The sequence below is a fragment of the Acholeplasma hippikon genome, from assembly GCF_900660755.1.
GTDB classification, from domain to species: domain Bacteria; phylum Bacillota_I; class Bacilli_A; order Acholeplasmatales; family Acholeplasmataceae; genus Acholeplasma; species Acholeplasma hippikon.
Map to the genome: position 1 here is coordinate 1,423,683 of NZ_LR215050.1, position 21,198 is coordinate 1,444,880.

Annotated in this window: 20 protein-coding genes and 1 riboswitch; all 20 genes read left to right on the forward strand. The window is 31.0% G+C overall.

The genetic code is table 11. The annotated features are described in order from the left end of the window. Window positions 1-5 precede the first annotated feature (5 nt). A complete protein-coding gene (locus tag EXC59_RS06850) occupies window positions 6-1,313 on the forward strand; it encodes an extracellular solute-binding protein (protein WP_035368792.1) in 1,308 nt (435 codons plus the stop codon). Between the two features lie 18 nt (window positions 1,314-1,331). Beyond that, on the forward strand, window positions 1,332-2,249 hold the full coding sequence (locus tag EXC59_RS06855) for a carbohydrate ABC transporter permease (protein ID WP_035368793.1): 918 nt from the start codon (window positions 1,332-1,334) through the stop codon (window positions 2,247-2,249). A 16-nt stretch (window positions 2,250-2,265) separates the two neighbouring features. Beyond that, window positions 2,266-3,117, forward strand: coding sequence for a hypothetical protein (locus tag EXC59_RS06860; protein WP_035368794.1), 852 nt, complete (start codon window positions 2,266-2,268; stop codon window positions 3,115-3,117). A 9-nt stretch (window positions 3,118-3,126) separates the two neighbouring features. Beyond that, window positions 3,127-3,765 carry a YesL family protein gene (locus EXC59_RS06865; protein ID WP_035368795.1) on the forward strand — a complete coding sequence of 213 codons (639 nt, stop codon included), beginning with the start codon at window positions 3,127-3,129 and terminating at the stop codon, window positions 3,763-3,765. Continuing rightward, window positions 3,746-5,458, forward strand: a complete 1,713-nt coding sequence (locus tag EXC59_RS06870; RefSeq protein ID WP_162163946.1) for a class I mannose-6-phosphate isomerase — start codon at window positions 3,746-3,748, stop codon at window positions 5,456-5,458. The genes EXC59_RS06865 and EXC59_RS06870 overlap by 20 nt, the downstream gene beginning before the upstream one ends. Then, entirely contained in the window at window positions 5,455-6,162 is a 708-nt protein-coding gene (locus EXC59_RS06875) for a GDSL-type esterase/lipase family protein (protein WP_162163947.1), read from the forward strand. The genes EXC59_RS06870 and EXC59_RS06875 overlap by 4 nt, the downstream gene beginning before the upstream one ends. Before the next feature lie 23 nt (window positions 6,163-6,185). After that, on the forward strand, window positions 6,186-7,151 hold the full coding sequence (locus tag EXC59_RS06880) for a type I phosphomannose isomerase catalytic subunit (RefSeq protein WP_162163948.1): 966 nt from the start codon (window positions 6,186-6,188) through the stop codon (window positions 7,149-7,151). Between the two features lie 82 nt (window positions 7,152-7,233). After that, on the forward strand, window positions 7,234-9,735 hold the full coding sequence (locus EXC59_RS06885) for a putative bifunctional diguanylate cyclase/phosphodiesterase (RefSeq protein WP_035368797.1): 2,502 nt from the start codon (window positions 7,234-7,236) through the stop codon (window positions 9,733-9,735). 12 nt (window positions 9,736-9,747) lie between these two features. Then, complete coding sequence (locus EXC59_RS06890; protein ID WP_035368799.1) at window positions 9,748-11,148, forward strand: bifunctional diguanylate cyclase/phosphodiesterase; 1,401 nt, start codon at window positions 9,748-9,750, stop codon at window positions 11,146-11,148. 62 nt (window positions 11,149-11,210) lie between these two features. Further along, window positions 11,211-11,293: riboswitch (cyclic di-GMP riboswitch) on the forward strand. A 54-nt stretch (window positions 11,294-11,347) separates the two neighbouring features. Then, window positions 11,348-12,028 (forward strand): hypothetical protein, encoded by a 681-nt coding sequence (locus EXC59_RS06895; RefSeq protein ID WP_035368800.1) that lies wholly within the window; start codon window positions 11,348-11,350, stop codon window positions 12,026-12,028. Window position 12,029: 1 nt separating this feature from the next. After that, window positions 12,030-12,950: a hypothetical protein gene (locus EXC59_RS06900; protein ID WP_035368801.1), complete on the forward strand. Its 921-nt coding sequence runs from the start codon at window positions 12,030-12,032 to the stop codon at window positions 12,948-12,950. Between the two features lie 73 nt (window positions 12,951-13,023). Further along, window positions 13,024-13,986: a hypothetical protein gene (locus EXC59_RS06905; protein ID WP_035368802.1), complete on the forward strand. Its 963-nt coding sequence runs from the start codon at window positions 13,024-13,026 to the stop codon at window positions 13,984-13,986. 182 nt (window positions 13,987-14,168) lie between these two features. Beyond that, the gene (locus EXC59_RS06910) at window positions 14,169-14,855 is read left to right on the forward strand and encodes a signal peptidase I (protein WP_035368803.1); all 687 of its coding nucleotides are present in this window, start codon (window positions 14,169-14,171) and stop codon (window positions 14,853-14,855) included. 31 nt (window positions 14,856-14,886) lie between these two features. After that, window positions 14,887-16,422 carry a hypothetical protein gene (locus tag EXC59_RS06915; protein ID WP_035368804.1) on the forward strand — a complete coding sequence of 512 codons (1,536 nt, stop codon included), beginning with the start codon at window positions 14,887-14,889 and terminating at the stop codon, window positions 16,420-16,422. A 10-nt stretch (window positions 16,423-16,432) separates the two neighbouring features. Beyond that, window positions 16,433-18,328 carry a hypothetical protein gene (locus tag EXC59_RS06920; protein ID WP_162163949.1) on the forward strand — a complete coding sequence of 632 codons (1,896 nt, stop codon included), beginning with the start codon at window positions 16,433-16,435 and terminating at the stop codon, window positions 18,326-18,328. Further along, complete coding sequence (locus tag EXC59_RS06925) at window positions 18,325-18,897, forward strand: signal peptidase I (protein ID WP_051658979.1); 573 nt, start codon at window positions 18,325-18,327, stop codon at window positions 18,895-18,897. The genes EXC59_RS06920 and EXC59_RS06925 overlap by 4 nt, the downstream gene beginning before the upstream one ends. Further along, entirely contained in the window at window positions 18,887-19,594 is a 708-nt protein-coding gene (locus EXC59_RS06930; protein ID WP_035368806.1) for a hypothetical protein, read from the forward strand. The genes EXC59_RS06925 and EXC59_RS06930 overlap by 11 nt, the downstream gene beginning before the upstream one ends. Window positions 19,595-19,603: 9 nt before the next feature. Next, complete coding sequence (locus EXC59_RS06935; protein WP_035368808.1) at window positions 19,604-20,164, forward strand: hypothetical protein; 561 nt, start codon at window positions 19,604-19,606, stop codon at window positions 20,162-20,164. Further along, window positions 20,164-20,610, forward strand: coding sequence for a signal peptidase I (locus EXC59_RS06940; RefSeq protein WP_051658980.1), 447 nt, complete (start codon window positions 20,164-20,166; stop codon window positions 20,608-20,610). The genes EXC59_RS06935 and EXC59_RS06940 overlap by 1 nt, the downstream gene beginning before the upstream one ends. A gap of 114 nt (window positions 20,611-20,724) precedes the next feature. Beyond that, the gene (locus EXC59_RS06945) at window positions 20,725-21,189 is read left to right on the forward strand and encodes a hypothetical protein (RefSeq protein WP_162163950.1); all 465 of its coding nucleotides are present in this window, start codon (window positions 20,725-20,727) and stop codon (window positions 21,187-21,189) included. The last annotated feature ends 9 nt before the right edge of the window (window positions 21,190-21,198 follow it).

A 21,198-nucleotide genomic window follows, 5' to 3' on the forward strand; every position in this document is an offset into this window, starting at 1 on the left:
GGTCTATGAAAAAGTTATTTATATTTATTACGCTCATTCCAATGATCTTTATGTTAGCTAGTTGTAAAGATAAAGATATGGAAGGCAAAGTTGTCATTGATTTTTGGCACATGAGCCCTGTAGGGTCACCATCTTTTTCACCAATGAAACAAATAATTAATGAATTTAATGATTCACAAGATAAATATTTTGTGAAAGGGACTGGTTTTTCTTTTTGGGATTACTGGGATAAAATTAGTCTTTCTATTTCAGGTAGAACAGCACCAGACTTAGGGTTATCAACAATTGATGATGTTTATGGTCGTGCAAAGGGTAAAGTTTTATATAACATCTCTGAGTTAATCGAAAACGATGAATCAGAAAACAACATTGATTTAGATGAATTTAGAGAAAGTCAATTAGAGTTTGCTAGATATGAAGGTAGTTTATACGCATTACCATTCACTGCAACTGCAAGAGCGCTTTATTATAACTTAGATATCTTAGCTGAAAAAGGATATGACGAAGATGATATTCCTACCACTTGGAGTGAATTAAAAGCATTTGCTAAAGAGTTTGATAAAGTTCAAAATGGTGAAATCGTTCGTTTAGGATTTGACCCTACTTATGGTAATGCGACTTATCATGGATGGTTATGGCAAACAGGTGAAGACTTCTTTGATGAAGAATTAAATCCAACTTTAAACACAGCAACACATGTGATGGTCTTAAATTGGATTAAAAACTTTAACAGTGAGTTTACCAGAGCGCAACTTCAAACATTTGGTGAATCCAATAATATTTTAGGTATTGATCCATTTGCTGCACAAAGAGTTGCGATGATTGTGCATGATGATGGTTTAGACCAAAAGATTAAAGATGCTGGCGGTACATTTAGATATTCAGTTGCTCCAATTCCTGTTCCAGATGAAAACGGAATACATGTGAACTGGGGAAGTGGATTCTCAATTGAAATGTATGACAACGGTAAGAATGATACTGCAAGAAAAGAAGCAGCATTTGAATTTTTAAAATTCTTAATGAGTAAAGAAACGCAAATTAAATTAGCAAAAGCGAACGGTTGGTTAATGAGCCATAAATCAGCAATGGTTGAATACACTGCTGATAAACCAATCTTAAAGAAACTATTAGCAGAAGTTGATTATGCAATGGATAAAGTTTATGTACCATATGCACCAAGCTGGCATGGTAATGATTGGCAACCTTTCTATACACAAGCATTAGAAGGAACGAAAACTGTTGAACAAGCACTTGCAGATGCAAGAGCACATTATCTACAAAAGAAACAAAACTGGGAAACAACTAACAAATAATTAAAAGAAGGTGGCTTTATGCAAAAAGCAGGTTCTTTGAGTAAACTGAAGAAACAAGAAAATCTCATGGGATACTTATTTGCCTTCCCATGGATGTTCGGACTTATCGTATTTGGAGCATTCCCAATTTTAGCATCCTTATACATCAGTTTTACTTCTTATGACATGATTGCATCTCCACGATTTATTGGTATAGAAAACTACAGAATTTTACTATTTAACGATAATATCTTTTGGCAAAGTTTAGGTAATACGATTTATCACGTTGCAATCGCAATTCCATTAGGCATGATTGTTGGGGTTGGATTAGCGCTATTACTTAACAATAAACTTAAAGGTATTAGTGTTTATCGTACGTTATTTTATTTACCAAATGTTGTGAGTATTGTAGCAATGTCACTCTTATGGCTTTGGTTATTTAATCCAAATTTTGGAATAATTAATGAAGTCTTAAAACCGGTTTATAAATTATTTGGGATGAATCCATTAAGATGGTATGCCGACCCTGATTTATCTAAGCTAACCTTAATTATTATGGGGTTATGGAGTGCGGGGGGGTCAATGGTTGTCTATCTAGCACAGATGCAAGATATACCAACAGCACTTTATGAATCGGCAGAAATTGATGGAGCAAACTGGTTTCAAAAAATTAGATATATTACTTTACCATTAATGACACCTTCAATGTTCTTTAACTTCATTATGGGGATCATTGGTGGGTTCCAAGTTTTCACACTAGCATACATTATGACTGGTGGTGGCCCGAGTCGTTCGACTTATTACTTCGCATACTATTTATATGACTTAATGATGGCTGACCAAAACATGGGTATGGCATCTGCCATGGCATGGATTTTACTAGTTATCGTATTAGTGTTCACTGCAATAGCCTTGAAACTAAATAAATACGTTGTTTATTTAGGGGAAGAAAATTAAAAAAAGGGGAAGAAAAATGAAGAAGATTTTATTAGTTATCATCACGCTAGTTTCAGTATTTATGCTGACAGCGTGTTGGCCAGCTGAAGTAGGCGTTGAAACGACATTTAACGCTGATGGCTCTGGCACAAGAGTATTTGTGATTGACATCATGGACGATACGTTATCGCAAACACCAATTATTAACCCTGATGACCCAGAACAAGACGAAGATAAAGGTCCAGTTGTAAATGACAAACACATCAAAGGTGGATTATCAAAAATCCAAGATTGGTTAGAAGCTAATGCACCAGATTTTATGACAGTGCATCCAATGACAACAGATGGTGTACATCGCTACTTCAAGATGTCATTTGATTTTACAAGTTTTGAAGATTTCTTAGCTAAGTATAAACAATTAGTTAATTTATCACCTTCAATTTCTTGGGATGATTTTGATGAAACTGAATTACCTACATTTAAGGTTGAAGGTAGTGGTTCTATGAAAGACATTACATTCACTGAATCTAAAGTCTTAGTTGAGGCTTCATTAGACTGGGCTGTAGAAGGGATTTATAAAGATTTATATGATGCACAAGACTTAGCTGGTTATGTCACTAAAGTTGATATTTGGGTTTTAGCAAACGTTAAAATTCAAGTTGGTGATGGCAAGTTTGAAGAATTAAGACATTATGATCCAAATGGTGTTGAAGCTGATGGTAAGACAGGTAAGGTTATCTTTGTTGAATCAGAAAGTTTTACAGCAAAAGGAAAAGGCGAAATTAAATCAGGTATGAGTACACTTGCTGTGGTTGGTATTACTGCAGGTAGTATCTTAGTTGTTGGTGGCGTTTTAGCCTTCTTCATGTTAAAGAAAAGAAGCGTATAAGGAGTAATTATGGAAAACACCTTAAAAGACTTTTATCGTCAAGTAACTGATGTGATTTATGTACATTTCTTGTGGATATTAACAAGTTTTTTAGGTGTGCTTATTACCTTTGGTGCTGCAACAACAGCACTATATAAAGTGATTTTCCAAGTATTTAAAAAAGATGAGCCTACACAAGTGACAAAGTTATTCTTTGAAACATTTGTAAAAGAATTTAAAGAGTCTACCATTGTGTGGCTCATCTTAATACTGATTGTTACACCACTTATTTTTATGACTTTTTATGCGATTAATCAAACAAATTTATTTTTATTAGTTGCATCAATGGTTTGTCTATATCATGTGGTGATGTTATTTACCTATGTATTTCCGATTATTGCAATTTTTAAATCGAATTCAATTTTTGAAACCTTAAAAAATACGATACTTATTCAAAACAGACATTTACTAACTAACCTTAAATTAATTGGTAGTTTAGCAATTATTATCTTAGGCATACTATATTTACCAAATGTCTTTATTTTAGTCTTAATACCGCTTTATGGTTTTTTAGTTGCATTCCACTTAAAAAATGCATTAAACCCATATGTTGAAAAATTAAAAACATCTGAATATAAAGGAGACGATTATGAGTTATTTAAACTTTAAATCTTTATACGATAAAGATCCAAAAATTCACATCACAGATAGTGAAGCATTGTTTGATAAAAAAGGTTTAGTAGAAGAATTAAAGAACCTAAAAGAAAAAGTTTTAGTCTTTGAAACTTATCCAGGTGTTGATGAAGAAGTATTAAAGAAAGATATTTTATTAAAACTTAAACCAACACATTTAATTCATATAGAAGACTATACGAAATCAAGTAAAGAGATAAATGAAATATTAAAATACAACATTACAGATGATAGAGTATTTGGCGTTTATTCACATCATACGGTTGATGTTTTTTATGATGAAGAGAAAATAAAATCGCTTAGAGAAGCGATTCATAAGAATGATGGCGTAACTGTTGTTTATGGATTTGGCGCATCTTTAATCAAAGGATTTTTAATTCATGTTGGATTGACACGTTGGGAAATTCAATTACGTTTCCGTCGTGGATTAGGTAACTTTAAAGCCAATAATGAAAATGATGATATTTTAAGAAAATATAAACGTGCATTCTTTATTGAATGGCGAATTGCAGACAGAATTAAAGAAACATACTTAAATGAATTTAAATATTTTATTGATTATAACGATTTAAACAATCCATTAATGATTAAAAAAGAAACATATTTAGCAACACTTAAGTTATTAACTTACCGTCCTTTTAGAATGGTGCCTTATTTTGACCCAGGTGTATGGGGAGGACAATGGATGAAAGAAGTTTGTAACTTAGATGAAAACAACAGTAACTATGCATGGAGTTTTGATGGCGTACCAGAAGAAAATTCTTTAAAGTTAACTTTTGGTTCTAAAACAATTCATATGCCGGCACAAGACTTAGTTCAATTTTATCCAAAAGAATTAATGGGTTCACGCGTACACGCAAGATTTGGTAAGATGTTTCCAATTCGATTTGACCTATTGGATACAATGGAAGGTGGGAACTTAAGCTTACAAGTTCACCCATTAACCGAGTATATCTTTGATAAATTTGGCATGACTTATACCCAAGATGAATCTTACTATATTTTAGATACGAAAGATGATGGGGTTGTTTATTTAGGCTTTAAAGAAGGTGTGAAAAAAGATGAATTTGAACAAGCATTAATAGATGCAAATGAAGGTAAAGCCATTTTAGATGATAAAAAGTATATTAATAAATTTGTCGCTAAAAAGCATGATCACTATTCGATACCTGCTGGAACCATTCACTGTAGTGGTAAAAACACCATGGTCTTAGAGATTTCAGCGTGTAACTATATATTTACCTTTAAACTTTGGGACTGGGGACGTTTAGGTTTAGATGGTAAACCAAGACCCGTTCATTTAGAACATGGATTTAAAAACCTTCAATATGATAGAACAACTTCATGGGTAAAAGAAAACTTAGTAAATCCATTTGTTAAATTAAATGAATTTAGTGAAAAAACTGGACTACATGAAAGAGAGTTTTTAAGCACAATAAGATATCGTTTTAAAAAACCTATCAAAATTGAAAATGATGGGACTGTGATGATGGCTAATTTAGTTGAAGGTAAAGCAGCTTTAATTTCATCGCCTACAAATGTCTTTAAACCATATGAGGTGCATTATGCAGAAACCTTTATCATTCCGGCAGGGGTTAGTGAATTTATGATTGAATCCTTAGACCCAAATGAAGAAGCAATGATCATAACAGCGAAGGTACGCGTATGAGTACATTAGAAATTGTCTTATTAATTATTGTTCTTTTACTCATTTATGTCGCATTACATCTATATAAGTTTGGCTTAAAAAAAGGAGCCAATGACTTTTTAATGAGTATTATCGCAAGTGGTTTTGAACAAAGAATTAATCAATTTAAAGTTCAAAATAACTATGTTAAACCAGGTGGAGTTGTCTTTCTTGGTGATAGTATTACGCAAAACTATAATGTCTATGAATATTTTAAAGATCATGACTGTTATAACAGGGGAATTGGTGGAGACACAACTGTTGGATTACTAACCAGATTAGAGTGTTCAGTTTATGTTTTAAAGCCTAAGGTTGTTGTCTTATTAATTGGAACTAATGACTTAAGCCTATTAGATACAACAATTCAAGAAATCGCATTTCGAATTGGTGAAATTGTTAAAGAAATAAAACAACATTCAAAGGAAACAAAAATCATATTACAGTCAGTATATCCGGTCATAGAGCCAAAAAAACATGTAGAAAAACGTCCAAGAAGAAATGTTGATATTGTTAAATTAAACGAATTATTAAAAGAAATTAAAGATGTAGTTTATGTTGATATGTTTAGTCAATTAGTTTTAGATGGCATGCTTAATCCACTTTATACATATGATGGGTTACACGTTAATGACATTGGATACGAAAAAATTACAGAAGTACTTAAAGCATATATTAAAGAATCATGAATCATAATAAAGGGGATATTATTATGCAAGATATTTTGTTTTTTTCAGTGGTTTTAAAAGAAAGACTTTGGGGTGGAAATAAGCTTGCTAGTCGCTATGGCAAAAAATCAGATAAATTAATTGGTGAAGCATGGATTTTATCAGGACATAGTGAAGGTGAAAGTGTTGTTAAAAATGGGAGCTTTAAAGGTAGAACATTAAATGACCTATATTTAAATGAAAAACAACTTTTTGGTGCATCAAACTATGAGAAGTTTCCACTTTTAATAAAGATTTTAGATGCACAAAAGATGTTAAGTGTTCAAGTCCATCCAAATGATGAATACGCGATGAAGCATCATCATGATTATGGAAAAAATGAATGTTGGTATATCTTAAGTGCTAAAAAAGGAGCGAATATCATCTACGGGCAAAAGGTTCGCTCTAAAACTGATTTTAAAGATGCAATTGATAATCAAAAATGGGATGAAGTTTTAAACTATGTCCCTGTGAAGAAGGACGATTTTTATAATGTGCCTGTGGGAACGATTCACGCGATTGGTGGAGGTATTGAAATTTTAGAAATTCAACAATCAAGTGATGTAACCTATCGTTTATATGATTTTGATAGAGTTGATCAAAACGGTAAAAAACGTGAACTGCATATTAAAGAAAGTTTAGATGTGATTGACTTTGATGTTAAACGTCCTTTAATTGAATTAAAAAAATACGGAGATGTTGAACGTTTAGTTGAAAACAAGTATTTTACTGTGGATAAAGTAATACCAAAAAGTGAAGTGTATGTTAAAAATGGAACAGATTTATATACCATTTTATATGCTAGAAAACGTGATGTAACAATTGTATTAAATGGTAAAAAATATCAAATAAAAAAGAATAAAGTTGCTTTATTAAGTAAAGATGTAAATGAATTTACAATCTTACCAGAAGGTGAATTATTTATTGTAAAAGAACGTGCATTGTCACTTAATTTAATGTATGATATGTGAAATATGCGCATATACGCGCATTTTTCTTTTTTCTTCCTTATTGCTTAAATTTTGATACAATTGAATTAAGAGGTTATCTAAAATGAGAAATTACGTTATTAAGTCTTTTATCATCTTTGCGGTAATCTATGCATTTGTAGCTAGCGTAATTTTAATGATGTTTACATGGTATAACGCATCATTTGAAAAGGACTATGCAAGTGATTTAGGTTATCAACAACATGAAATCTATTTAAATAACTTAGAAATGAAGTATAGTGAAGACTATGCTTATTTTAGCTCATTAGTAGATAGTAAAACCTTATTACAATTGAATACAGATTTAGATTCAATTGATAGTAGAGATATTGATTTTGTTGGATTCTATCAAATAAATGATATTGGCATTGAGATTAATGGAACAACTTATCCATTCAAAGACCAAGTATTCTTTGAAAAGAATTATGAATCTAATTTATCATTTTTAAGATTAGATGATGTCTTAGTTGGCATAATTGATGATACGTTATATGGTGCATTTATCTATCAGGATGTCATTGGTTTAATTGATGCTGATAAGTATATGGTTAATTTATTACCACTTCATGCAAGTAATTCAATGATAATTCGTCAAAATGGATTTATCTTAAAGAGTTATAAAGAAACATCAGCCATCATCTTAAATGACTATGTTTCATCAAGTACAACACAATTGTTTAGTGATTATATTTCTGAAGGTAAATCAGGAAAACAGATCATTTACATTCAAAACGATGAATATTTAATTTCATTTACACAAGTAAAGGATTTACCAATCTATTATTTAACATTCTATAAGATGAATGATTTAATTAGTTCATTTACAAATGTTAATCTATATTTATCAGCTGCATTAGTTTCTATAGGAATTGCCTTTTTAATTGCTAATTTATTTACGTTCTATACATCGTTTGTAAGATTTACTGATATTGAGAATGCTAGATTAAAGATTTACTTAAATAAACGTTTAATCATAACAATGAATCATAAAGGTAAAATTGTTAACTACAACCGAGTATTTAGAAAAACAATCTTAAATTATCGAAAGTTTAAACGTATTAAAGACTTTAAGTCAAATCAGTTAGAAGAAGCATCACTTTTATTTGAAAGAGTGAAAAGAGGATACTCATTTACTGTGGAATTGGACACAGTAGATGGATCAAGTTTTGTTATGTTCTTACCTTTAAGAATGGGAATTCATTATGTCTTAGTTGGAGATAACTTAACAAAAGATGATATGTTATTAAGAGAATACGAATCACTAGCACTATTAAATACCAATACCAAGTTACCTAACTATAACTTCTACCAACAATACATGAAGGAATTACTAGAAAAAACAGACTTTAGTAAACAGCGTCATGTTGTGGTTGGAATGAACTTACTAGACTTTAGAAGTATTAATAAATTAGTTGGTGAAAAAGTAGCAAATGAAACATTAGTTGAGTTTGTAAGTACAGTGAAAAAATCACTTAAAGGTTTTAAATATGAAATGTTTAATACCTATGTGGATAACTTCATTGTAGTTATTAATGAAGTAGAAAAAATGGATGAAGTCTTTGATTGGTTAGAAACATTAATTACCTATTTAGAGGCATCAACAAGCTTAGCGGGAACAACATTACAATTAAACTTAAGAGCTGGTATTTATGAATTGATTAATGTTGTATCTGAGGATTTAAACGCAGAAATTATATTTGACCGTGTAATGATTGCCTTAAAACATGCAAATCAAGCGACTACTTCTAAATATGCAGTTTATGATATGACATTACGTGACTTTGTCTCACAACGTCAGCGTTTAGAAAGTAGTTTAATTGAGGCAATTGAAAAACGAGAATTCGTGATGCATCTTCAACCTCAATTGGATACAAACAGAGGGAGAATTGTTTCATTTGAAGCATTAATTCGTTGGAATAATCCAAGATATAACCATATTAGTCCACAAGAATTTATTCGTTTAGCAGAAGAAAATAATTTAATTGTTCGTATTGGACAAATTGTGATGGAAGAAACTGCTAAACTTGCTAAAAAGTTAGAAAAATATCATGTCACAATCGCGATGAACATCTCACCTGTGCAGATGATTCAAAAAGGATTTGTGAATCAATTAAAAGATATTTTAGATAAATATCAAATTAATCCACATGCGATTGCATTAGAGGTAACTGAAACATTTATGGTTAACTCAATGCAGTTAATGAGTGAAAAATTAAAGTTACTTCAAAATTTAGGTATTGATATTCATTTAGATGATTTTGGTATGGGGTATTCATCACTTCTATACTTAAAAGATTTACCTATTAATATGATTAAGATTGATAAATCATTTATTGATCAAATCACAACCGATAAATATTCTAAAGTAATTGTTAATACAATTGTTTCATTAAGTAAGAATATTGGTGTGGATGTGATTGCTGAGGGTGTTGAAACTGAGGCCCAAAAACAAGCTGTTAATAAAGCAGGGGTTTCAATTATTCAGGGTTGGTTAATCTCAAAAGCAGTACCATATGAAGAAGCACTCTTATTATTAGACAAATATAATGAGAAGCCAAAGAAATAGGGGGAATTCATTATGTTAGAAACATTAATGATGATTGCATTACTGGCAGTCATGGTTACAATTACATACTTTATTGCAAGAAAAGTTATTTTTGAAATTAAATCAGCAAAAGATGAAAAGTCACTTTTAATTGACGGTATTTTAACGCGCTCTGATATTAACAGTGTGATTACTTCATATATCACAAGAATTGCTAAGGGTACAACATTTTCTTTAATCTATATTGATTTAGATAAATTTGGTGACTTAAGTGAAGCTTTCGGTGAAAAAGAATCTAAGAATATCTTAGAAAATATTGCGAAACGTATTAAAAAATTATTACCAACATCAGCAAAAATTGCTAGATACACTGGAGATGAGTTTTTAATCTTTTTAAATAACCAGTACAGTCAAAAACAAGTGACTGAATATGGGTATAAGATTTTATATGAACTACGTAATAAAACAAAAGTAGCGGGTGGTACTGAAATTGATTTAACAGCATCTGTTGCCGTATGTTATTACCCAATGCATGGTAATAGTTTAAAGAATTTAATGGATTCATTAAAGATTGCCATTTATCAAGCAAAGAAAAATGGTGGAAACTCACTTAAGATTTATTCTGAAGAATTAAAAGATCAAGAAGAATCAATTGAGTACTATTATCAAATTAAACACGCTATTGAACGTCATGAGTTCCAACTATATTATCAACCGATGATCGATTATACAAATAAAAAGATTTATGGTTATGAAGCACTCTTGCGTTGGAACCATCCAACTTTAGGTGTGTTAGGACCTGACAAGTTTATTAATATCATGGAACAAACAGGAGATATTCACTGGGTTGGTCGTTGGGGTATTGAATCAATTATTAAGACAAGTTATGAATTACGTGGCATTCATTCAATGTATGATGATGTAAAAATCAGTATCAACTTAAGTCCTAAACAGTTATTAAGTGAAACCATTGCATCTGACTTTGCGAAAGCTGTAAAAAAATTAAAGGGGAATCCTAAAAATATTATTTTAGAGGTTGGAGAGTTTGCGTTATTTGAAAAACAAGAACAAATCTTTGAGAACCTAGTTAAATTAAGTGAAGTTGGATTCTCAATTGCTGTTGATGGATTCAGTATTGATTTAGCAACTATTAACAGACTATCTAGAATCAATATGGATATGATCAAAATGCGACAAAAGACAATTACTGAAAACGAAACCAATGGTAAGTACTTAGAACTACTCTTAAACTATGTTAAAACAAACGGTAAATTAGTCGTTGCAGAAGGTGTAGAAGCACTAGATGAAGTTAAAAAGATTGCTAAATTAGGTGTTGAACTATTTCAAGGTTATTATTTTGGAACACCGATGCCATTTATTGAGTTACAAGATTATACCGATAAATTCATGGAAAAATTCGGTAACTTAAATTAAAAGCATTTGTATTGACAAACCATGTTTAATCACATACAATCTATTGCGTATCAATAAAATACACATGTTAAAGGCAAAACTAGGGAAACCTAGTGACGCAAAGCTATAGGGCCTAATTAATGAAATTTGGTAGCCAGTTGTCATTTCGGATGACAATTGGCTTTTTTGTTTCCAAAAATCAAGAAAGGGGAGAGTATTCTTGAGAATATCTGATGTATTCGTCAGTTCAACAACTAAACCTGTTAGAAAAATGACCAAGAAATTCTTTCTCTTTGGTGCAGGAATCACAGGTTTAATATCAGGACTGATAGCAATCGTAACATTCTATGGACAGTTTACTGGTTTATTCACCCTAACCATGCAGCGGGATGCAATGGATAAGGGGATTGAGTTATCAGTAACACGTGATTTTTTAGAACCAAAGTCAACATTATCAATTGAGCCGATGAATGAAATTGGTGATATGCTCGAATCAGATATTGATGTTGATGCAGCAAGAAATGTTGATGGACAATTCTATGATGAACGAATTCCATATTATATCGCCTATACATACTACCTAAGAAACTCAGGTAAAGAAATGGTAAACATTAGTTACCGATTAAGAGTGATAGATAGTTATAAGGGTGTAGATAAGGCAGTTAAAATAAGATATATCGTAGAAGATTTAGATACCGGAGAAATAAGGGATAAGACTTACATGAAAAAGGGTGATAACCCATATATCATTGATGAAGTCTTAGAACGATTTAGTGAAGGTGCAGTAAAAAAAATCACCATCTTTATGTGGTTCGATGGCGAGTATACAGATGCATCAATGTTTGGTGGAGGTATCAAATTAGATATGGCTTATTCAATCTTAAACGCGGTGGTGGAATAAGATGATTAAGAAATTATATATATCAATTATTGCCTTTTCATTGGCGATCATAGCAACCACAACAGCAACCTACGCTTGGTTATCGATGGCAACATCAAATGCCGTTCAAGGTTTAGGGTTAAATACACATAACGGAGATCAATTAGAAATCTCAGTTGATGGTGTTAATTACTATACGAGCTTACCAAGTGAAGAAGTATTAGGTTTAATTCAAAATTTAGTATTCACAGATATCACTAGTATGGATGGTAAAAAGTTCAGTTATGGTGTTAGAAATGATAAATTTGAAGCAATTAAAAACAAAGATTACATATCGATAGACTTTTTCTTCAGAACAGTTTCACCTTATTACCATGAAGTGTTCTTAACAAATAATATTTCAAACGAGGTGACTTATAATGAGGGAAGGGTTGGAACCTATATCGTTTCAAAAGGAAGAACTTGGATATCTAATGTAGGGTTCCAGTATGGTCCTGATGAATATATCGATGGTTCAGTTACTAAAACCTATTATGTGAGTGATGCAATGAGAGTTTCATTTGTTGAACACTCAGATAATGGTAAAGTTAAAATATTTGATTTAAGTGGAAATGAAGAAAGAGGTTATGGAAAACCTTATGGTGCAGTAGCTTACTATGAAGCATTAAAAGGCACACTTCAACTTCCAAGTGAAGTTCCTGATACAATTTATAAATTATCAGACTTCGACAAAGAAAATCCTTATGCACTAGATAATCGTAGTCATATACTTACACTTAAGTACGATGGCCATCATGCCGATAGTGGTCTTCGCTTATATGAAGGAAAAGTGACAATGAATATTTGGGTAGAAGGTTGGGATGCGGATTTATTTGATGCAGTATTTGGAGATCAGGTAAAGATGCAATTCCAGTTCAAATCAGTTATAGGTATCAAGAACTAATATATTTGGGAGATGTATTAGTTCCTAAAAATAAAATTAAAAAAAGTTAAATGAAAAAGGGAGAATATATAAAATGAGTTCATTAACAAAAAAATTATTTATATCAGTATTAACATTAATCGTAACGGTTGGTGCATTCGCTGCAACAACATTCGCGTGGTTCACATTAGGTAACCAAGCACAAGTAGGTCGTATCGATGCAAACGTACAATCTGCAGAAGGTTTAGATATTTCATTAGATGGTTCAAATTGGAAGAGCAATATTTCATCAGCTGAAATTAACTCATTCTTATTTACTGGAGCTCCAGACTTCACATTTAGAGCATTAACTTCTAAAGATGGAAAATCAATTCTTAGTCCAAATGATGTAAAAGTGGATGCTTCCACATCACCTGCTCTTGATGAAGATTACTTAACAGAAGGTTTCATTTATTTTGAATTACATTTTAGATCAAATCAAGCTGGTGTCGTTAAATTATCAAATTTAGCATTAACATCAAATCCAGGAACTTTTAACGCTGATCAAACATTCCTTGCAATTAATAATTCTGGATCATATACAGTTACATCATATGATCCAGAAGCAGAAGATCATTCAGGAACTCAAGTTATAACATCAGTATTAGATGCAATTAGAGTAAGTTTTGAATATGGTGCTAATGTAACAGTTTATGAATCAGCGGCTTCAACAACAAATACATTAACAAACGCTACAAATGCTCCAACATTTGCTGGCGCACATTCATACTTTGTAGAAAAAGGTAATGCATTATTAGGTATTTCAAAAGTGACTAATCCATCAGACTATGAATCACTTTTAACTACTGAATTAGGAAATATCGAATTACCTTCAACATCACAAACTTTCCCAACTGGTGGAGCAAATGCATTATCAGTATTAACTCTGGCTTCAGGTGTTTCTCAATCAATTAAAGTAAGAGTATGGGTTGAAGGTTGGGATGCACAAGCGTATAACGCAATTTTTGAATCACAATTAGGATTAGCATTAACATTTGATTTCACTCCAAACGCTTAATCTTACTTAAAATAAAAAATATATAAAGTAGACAAGAGGCTTGTATAAGCTCATTATATGAGCCTCTTACTCTCTATGAAGACAAAAATCGATATTTAGAATATAAATGTTAGATTTTCACACAAAAATATCATATAATGAAATAAAGGCGTATTATCATCTATAGATGGGAGATAAAATTTGTGGAACAAGTAAAAAAACAACCAACAGGGGTTAAAGTTGCTAAGATCATCTTTAATGTCCTATTCTATTTAATTATTGCAACATTACTCTTATATTCTGTTATCGTAATTGCTTCAAGAGGAAATGAAAATAACATTCCAAATATTTTCGGAAATGGCTTCCTTGCAGTAAAATCTGAATCTATGGAAGGAACTAATCCGGATTCATTCTCTAAGAATGATTTAATTTTTGTGAAAATTCTTAAAGAATCAGAAAAAGAATTTCAAGTAGGTCAAGTGGTGACCTTTAAAGATCCAGCTAAACGTGGAGAATTAAATACCCACCGTATCGTAGAAATCATTGGTAATTATTACCGTACACAAGGTGATAACACGAATGAACCTGATTTCTATTTATTAGAAGCAGAAGACATCGTTGCGGTTTACACAGGTAAAGCAAAAGGTTTAGGTGGATTCGTTCTATTCATTCAATCACAAACAGGCTTTGCATTATTAGTTTTACTCCCAATTTTCTTAGTGTTAGTATATCAAGGTTATAAAGTACTATCTGCAGTATTTGCCATTAAGAAAGAAAAACTAATTCAACAACATGCTGAAGAAAAAGCGAAAGCTCAAGCTGAGTTAGAAGCTGAAAAAGAAAGAATGAGACAAGAATTATTAGAAGAATTAAAAAAAGAAAAAAAGTAAACTAATTTTTAAGAACTCGAGGTAGAAACGAATGTTTGAATTCGCTAGATATTACATCGATTTCATTAAAGAATTGTTCTCAAATATCGGCAAATTCTTTGGGAGAATATTCCAGGCATTTGCCGATTTATTTTTTAATGACATCGTCAATTATTTTAATAGTTTTGCAGCACAAAGTAAGTATTTTAACGGATTAGATTGGATTGCGTCAATATTTGTTATTCTTATCAATACCGCATTCATTACCTTTCTTGTCATTCGTTTATACCAACTGCTTAAAAAATACATTAAGTTTGTTAGAACCGAAGTTGAGAAAGAATACTTATTAGAAGAAGTTGCGTTACTTAGTCAAAGAGCAGTTGAATTAACTGATGAAAAGAACAAGATTTTAGCTTTAAAAATGGAATCATTTGGAATGAATCCAGATTTATTCCAAGCTAAAGATGAAAATGCTGAAGCTGAAGTTAAAGCTCAAGTTCCTTCTCGTTTTGTTAAGTTAATTGCTGTTGATGAGCAGTATAAAGGTGCAGTTACAACTGTAACAATGCCTGAATCCGATTTGGTTACATTACCAGAATTAGTGGACCGTTTCATCAACTTTGCAGCTTATAAGTTAAAACTTTACTACAATAAAAAAGTTGTAGCTACTTACTTTGCTGGTATGGCAACATCTAAGATTCTTATTTTAGAAGGTATCTCTGGTACAGGTAAAACATCTTTACCTTATGCAATGGGTAAATTCTTTAATAATGATTCAGCAATCGTTTCTGTTCAGCCATCTTGGCGTGATCGTAGTGAAATGATTGGTTATTTAAATGAATTCACTAAGAAATTCAATGAGACTGATTTCTTAAAAGAATTATATGAAACAACTTATAGAGAAGACTTGAACTTTATCGTACTAGATGAGTTAAACTTAGCGCGCATTGAGTATTACTTTGCAGAATTCTTATCTGTAATGGAAATGCCTAATACAGCAGACTGGAAGATTGATATTGTTCCAGATACACAACCAGGGGACCCTAAACATTTAATTGAAGGTAAAATTACCCTTCCACAAAATGTTTGGTTCATTGGTACAGCCAATAAGGATGACTCAACATTTACAATCACTGATAAAGTATATGACCGTGCAACTTCAATTGAAATGAATTCACGTGCTGAATACGTGGATGCACCGCCTACAAATAACATCACAATGTCTTATGACTATTTAGAAAAATTATTTAAAGAAGCACATCAAAATCATCCGTTAAGTCCTTCAGCATTAGTAAACTTAGATAAATTAGACCAATTTATCGCTAAGAAATTTAAGATCACATTCGGTAACCGTATCATGAAACAAATCAAACTATTCGTTCCTGTATTTGTGGCATGTGGTGGTAATGAAACAGAAGGTCTAGATTATATTGTGACTAGAAAAATCTTAAGAAAGTTTGAAAGTTTAAACCTTCCATTCCTACAAGATGAATTACAAGAATTATTAGTATTATTAGACAAATTATTCGGTAAAGGTCAATTTGCTGAAGCAATTAACTTCATTAATGATTTAAGAAAACAAATTTAAGGAGTAATTTATGGAAACTAAAGATATATTTCAATCATTTTACCAAGCATACCAAGAATCTTTTAAAGAAATTGAAGCCAATCATACGTTTCCAGAATATTTCTATGATTTATTCTTAGCTGGTAAGGCAACCATTTACCAAAAGAATATTGAAGAAACAAAGACATTCGATGAAGAATGGATTAGAACAGTTGAATCATACTTCCCATCATTAAATAAGATTGCTTTAGATCCTAAATCAGTCTTACGTTATGATGAAGAAGTTGTTGCAGTTGAAAAGGCAAGAAAAGTAAATAGCCAATCAATTCGTCACTTAGCATCAAATACCCATAACATTAAAGAAGTTACTGAAGATGGCAGGGTAATTCCAAAGAAAATTCTAACTACATTTGCTGAAGTAGAATACGGAACTTATGAAAATAGAATGGTGATGACGTTAATTGATAAATTATTCCACTTTGTTCGTCACCGATATGAAATTATTAAAAACAATGTTGAATCTTTCCAAAAGAAACACTTTAACCTAGCGGGAGACTTCAAGTTCCAAGATAAAGATGCAAAGATTAACATTGATATTGTCTTAAAAGAAGATTTAGATAACAAAGAAATTAATGAATATAACCAAAACTTACTACAACGTGTAGAACATTTAGATAAGTTAGTAACATCGCTTAAAACAGGTAGTTTTATGAGAATGATGGAAGGACAAAAGAAAGTTTATCCTCCAATCATAAAATCTAACGTTATTTTAAAGAATGTTGATTATAAAAATGCCTACATGTTATGGTTATTCTTAGATAGATATAATACATTAGCATTTGATTTAGATATTAAAGAAAAAGACTTAACATTTGATCAAAACTATCTACAAGAAGTATATCAATCAACACTCGTATACTTCGCAACTGTTTTATATAACCAAGAAAACAGAAAAGAAGTTTATGATGCGATTAAGCCTAGAAAATATGTAAGACCAAGTATTAAAGTAATCAGACGTTTAGCAGATAGTGTGATTAATAATCCAGATGATTTTGAAGTTGAAGATCACACATTAAATGAATATTATTTAAAACAATTTAAGAGTTACTTTAAAAAGAGTTTAATCTATCATGAAGCACAAGCAAAAACATATGAAACATCTTTAAAAAGAGCTTTAAGAGATACACTTCAAATCACTAATTCACTTTATGAGTCATTCTTTGAAATGGATGAAGAAGATGACATCTTCAAACGTCTAATTAAAGATCAAGACCCAGTTGTTGAATTAAGAGAAGCTAAAGAAAAAGCTTTAGTAGCTAAAATGATTAGAGAAGTTAAAGAAGTTGATTATAATGATGCACTTCGCTTAGAAAAGCGTATGTTAACAAAGATTGCAAAACTAGATAAGAAGCTAATTGATGCATCTAAACAAAACAAACTATTAACTAGTAAAAAGGTCCGTTCAGTTGAATCATTAAAACATGAAAGAAAACTAGCAACTAAACGTAAAAACGCATTAGAACTTAAACTAAAAACAAATAAACTTAAGGATACTGAATTAGCAAACTTAAGAAAGAAAACTACACAAGAGATTAATGATTTAGTTAGAAAGTTAGAAAAAGAAGAACAAAAAGAACTAATAGACTATAAAGTTAATTTAAAGAAACAATACGAAGTTGAACTACAAAAACTTCAAAATGATTATCAAGCAAAATTAGATAAGATTAATGAAGAAAGAAGACTTCAAAAAGAAAAATTATTAAAGCAAAAAGAAGAACGTATTAAACGTGAACGTGAAAAAGCGAAAGAAAAGTTAAGAATCGCTAAAGAAAAAGAAAAGGATAAACAAGCCTTAAAGTTACAAAAAGAAAAAGAAAAGTTAGACAAAAAGTTAAAGACCAAAAAGGAAGCAAAAGTTAGCGTATGAAGAAAGCAATAGATATTCTAATTACATCATTAAGTATCTTCATCTTTATTTTCTCAATCTATGTGATCATCGGCAGTTCACTAGCGGTTAGAAATAATGAATTATTTAGAATATTTGGTTACTCATACGCGTTGGTTCCAACCAACAGTATGGAAGGAACAAATGAAGATAGTTTTTCAAAAGGGTCCATTGTTATTATTAATCACACGCCATATGAAGATTTAGAAATTGGAGATGTGGTGGTCTATAAGAGTAATGAAGGTATCTTAATCATCCATAGAATAATAGAAGAAACAGAAGAAGGATTTATTGTAAAAGGTGATAATAACAGTTCAGCAGATAATGAACTAGTTACACTAAGTAATTACCAAGGCAAGCACATTAGACATTTCCAATTTATGAATATTGGATTATGGTTAATCGATGCAAGAGCAATGTTACTTTTAATCCTTGGCATCATCCTACTGATTTCTGTACTCTATCAAATGGCTAAGATTGTGATTGAATACAAGAGGGCTAAACTTGAAAAATTTAAAAAGAGTTTAGAGGAAGAGAGCCATGAAGAATAATAGCTTACTTAAATCCCTCATCTTATTTTTCGTCTCATTAACAACACTCTTAGCATCTGCGTTTGCCTGGTTAGCAATCTCCCAAGAAACAAGTATTGGAAAAATTATTGGTAAGACTGCTGATTTTAGTGCAGAATTTGCATTTGATGTAAGAAAAAATGATGATGAAGAGTATATGGAGATTGATTCAATTGAAGATATGCATGCTGCATTCGGCTATACACTTCCAGGGGACATGCTTCATTTTAAAATCAAAATTGAGAATGATGGTACCAAAGATTTCCTAATTGCATTACAAATTAGAAATTTACTTAGTGCATTTCAATCAAATAGAAAGATTCTTGATCCGGATTTTGATGCAAATATGTTAGATGTTTACTATCTAAAAGATGGCGAAATTAAAATTACCACTTATGAAGATGGTCAACCAGTTGTAAATTATGAATATTTAACAGTAAAAAGCGAAACATCAGTTACTTATTTTGAAGGAACTGAGTATGAAATGACTTTAAAGAAACACAGATTCTCAAACTTAGTAGATGAAGCTTATCATGTTGGAATTATTTCAGGACACCTACTTAAGATAGGTGAGGAAATAATAATTGAATTTAGTATTGGTTATGATGAAAACACAAATTATCCAGACTATGAATATGGTGAATTCCATTTAAATAGAATCTATGTGTATCTAACCTAGGGAGGACTTATGAAAAACAAAAAATTACTCATGTTAATATTAGGATTAGTGTTAGCCTTAGGTGTGACAACAACAGGTATTCTAGCTTGGCTGACTGATACAAAAACAACCACACCAATTGAATTTACAGTTGGTGAAGTAAAATACACTTGGAATAGTGGAACAACAAAAACAACACCAGTAGTACCTGGCGAAAATGTACTTTCAAGTAGTTTCTCATTAACAAATGGTTCGACAGTAACATCAGAATTAAGAATGATAATTTCTGTTATGTATGACACAAATGTTGATGGATTAAGTCTAGTTGATTTAACATTAGGCAGTAACTGGGTGTTAGATAATGGTTATTACTATTATAGAGTAGGCAATGAAGTAGATGGAAAATATCCAATTCCTACAACAACAACTTCAATTTCAGTATTAGAAGGACTTTCATTAAAAGGATCTTTAGTTGGAAATAACTTTATTGGTAAAACTTTTATCATTTCAATTACTTTCCAAGCAAAACAAAACGATTATGCAACTTGGACTGATTTAGGTTCAATTAACTTCGCAACAGGGTTAGCATAATGCTTAAAAAAATTGAGACAATTTTCATCACTATCCTCGTGTTTTTTCTAGCATCAACATTCCTGCTACAAATTGTTGGTGTACGTACAAGAGTTGTCTTAAGTGATTCAATGTATCCAAAGATTCGTATCAATAATTTAGTATATATTAATGAAAAATATAATGTAGATAAATTAAATGTTGGTGATGTAATTGCTTTTGAACAAGGGTCAAAAGAAGTATTACACCGAATTGTTGAAATTAATGGAGATCTTATTGTAACCAAAGGTGACAATAATAATGTAAATGACCAACCAATTATGAAATCTAACGTAAAAGGTAAGTTAGTATTTAATATACCTTTTGGAGGATTCTTAGTAAATATTTATTTATGGATGGTCTTAATTGGATTATATGGAATCTTTCATCTTATTAAAAAGATTCGAAAAGAGTTCGGAAAGGAGTAAAACATGAAGGTAAAAACAGTTGTAAGATTTGTTTTGTTTATATTAACATTACTGTCTTTTATCGGCTCAGCTGTTTTTGCTTGGAGCACATACGTTAAAAGTACACAACCAATCATGTTTTACTCTGGACGACTTAATGTTGAGGCTAAACTTTACCAATTGATTGACGCAAATTATGATGGTGAAGATCCTAACAATGAATACATAGAAATTACAGAAGCATATGAGTTTACAAAGTTAGTACCAGGACAAGTCTTCTCATTTAAAATAGAAATGACAAATGCTGGAACAATCCCTGGATATTTAAAACTAGAAATGGCTTTAAATAGCCTTTCGAATAGTGATGTATTTCAACATTTATTAATTGAATATAATTATCCAGAAGAAAATTTGGTATCACAAAATATAGACTATAACATGTTATTTTTCCAAAATAAATATTTAAATCCTGGTTTGGCAAATACTTATACGTTCTACTTTAATATAAAAGTTAAGCCTGAACTTGGAAATAATTTTAAATCACTTGATTTAGTAATCGATAAATTTATCGTTACATTAGATCAAGTAGAAACAACCTAAAAAGAGGGA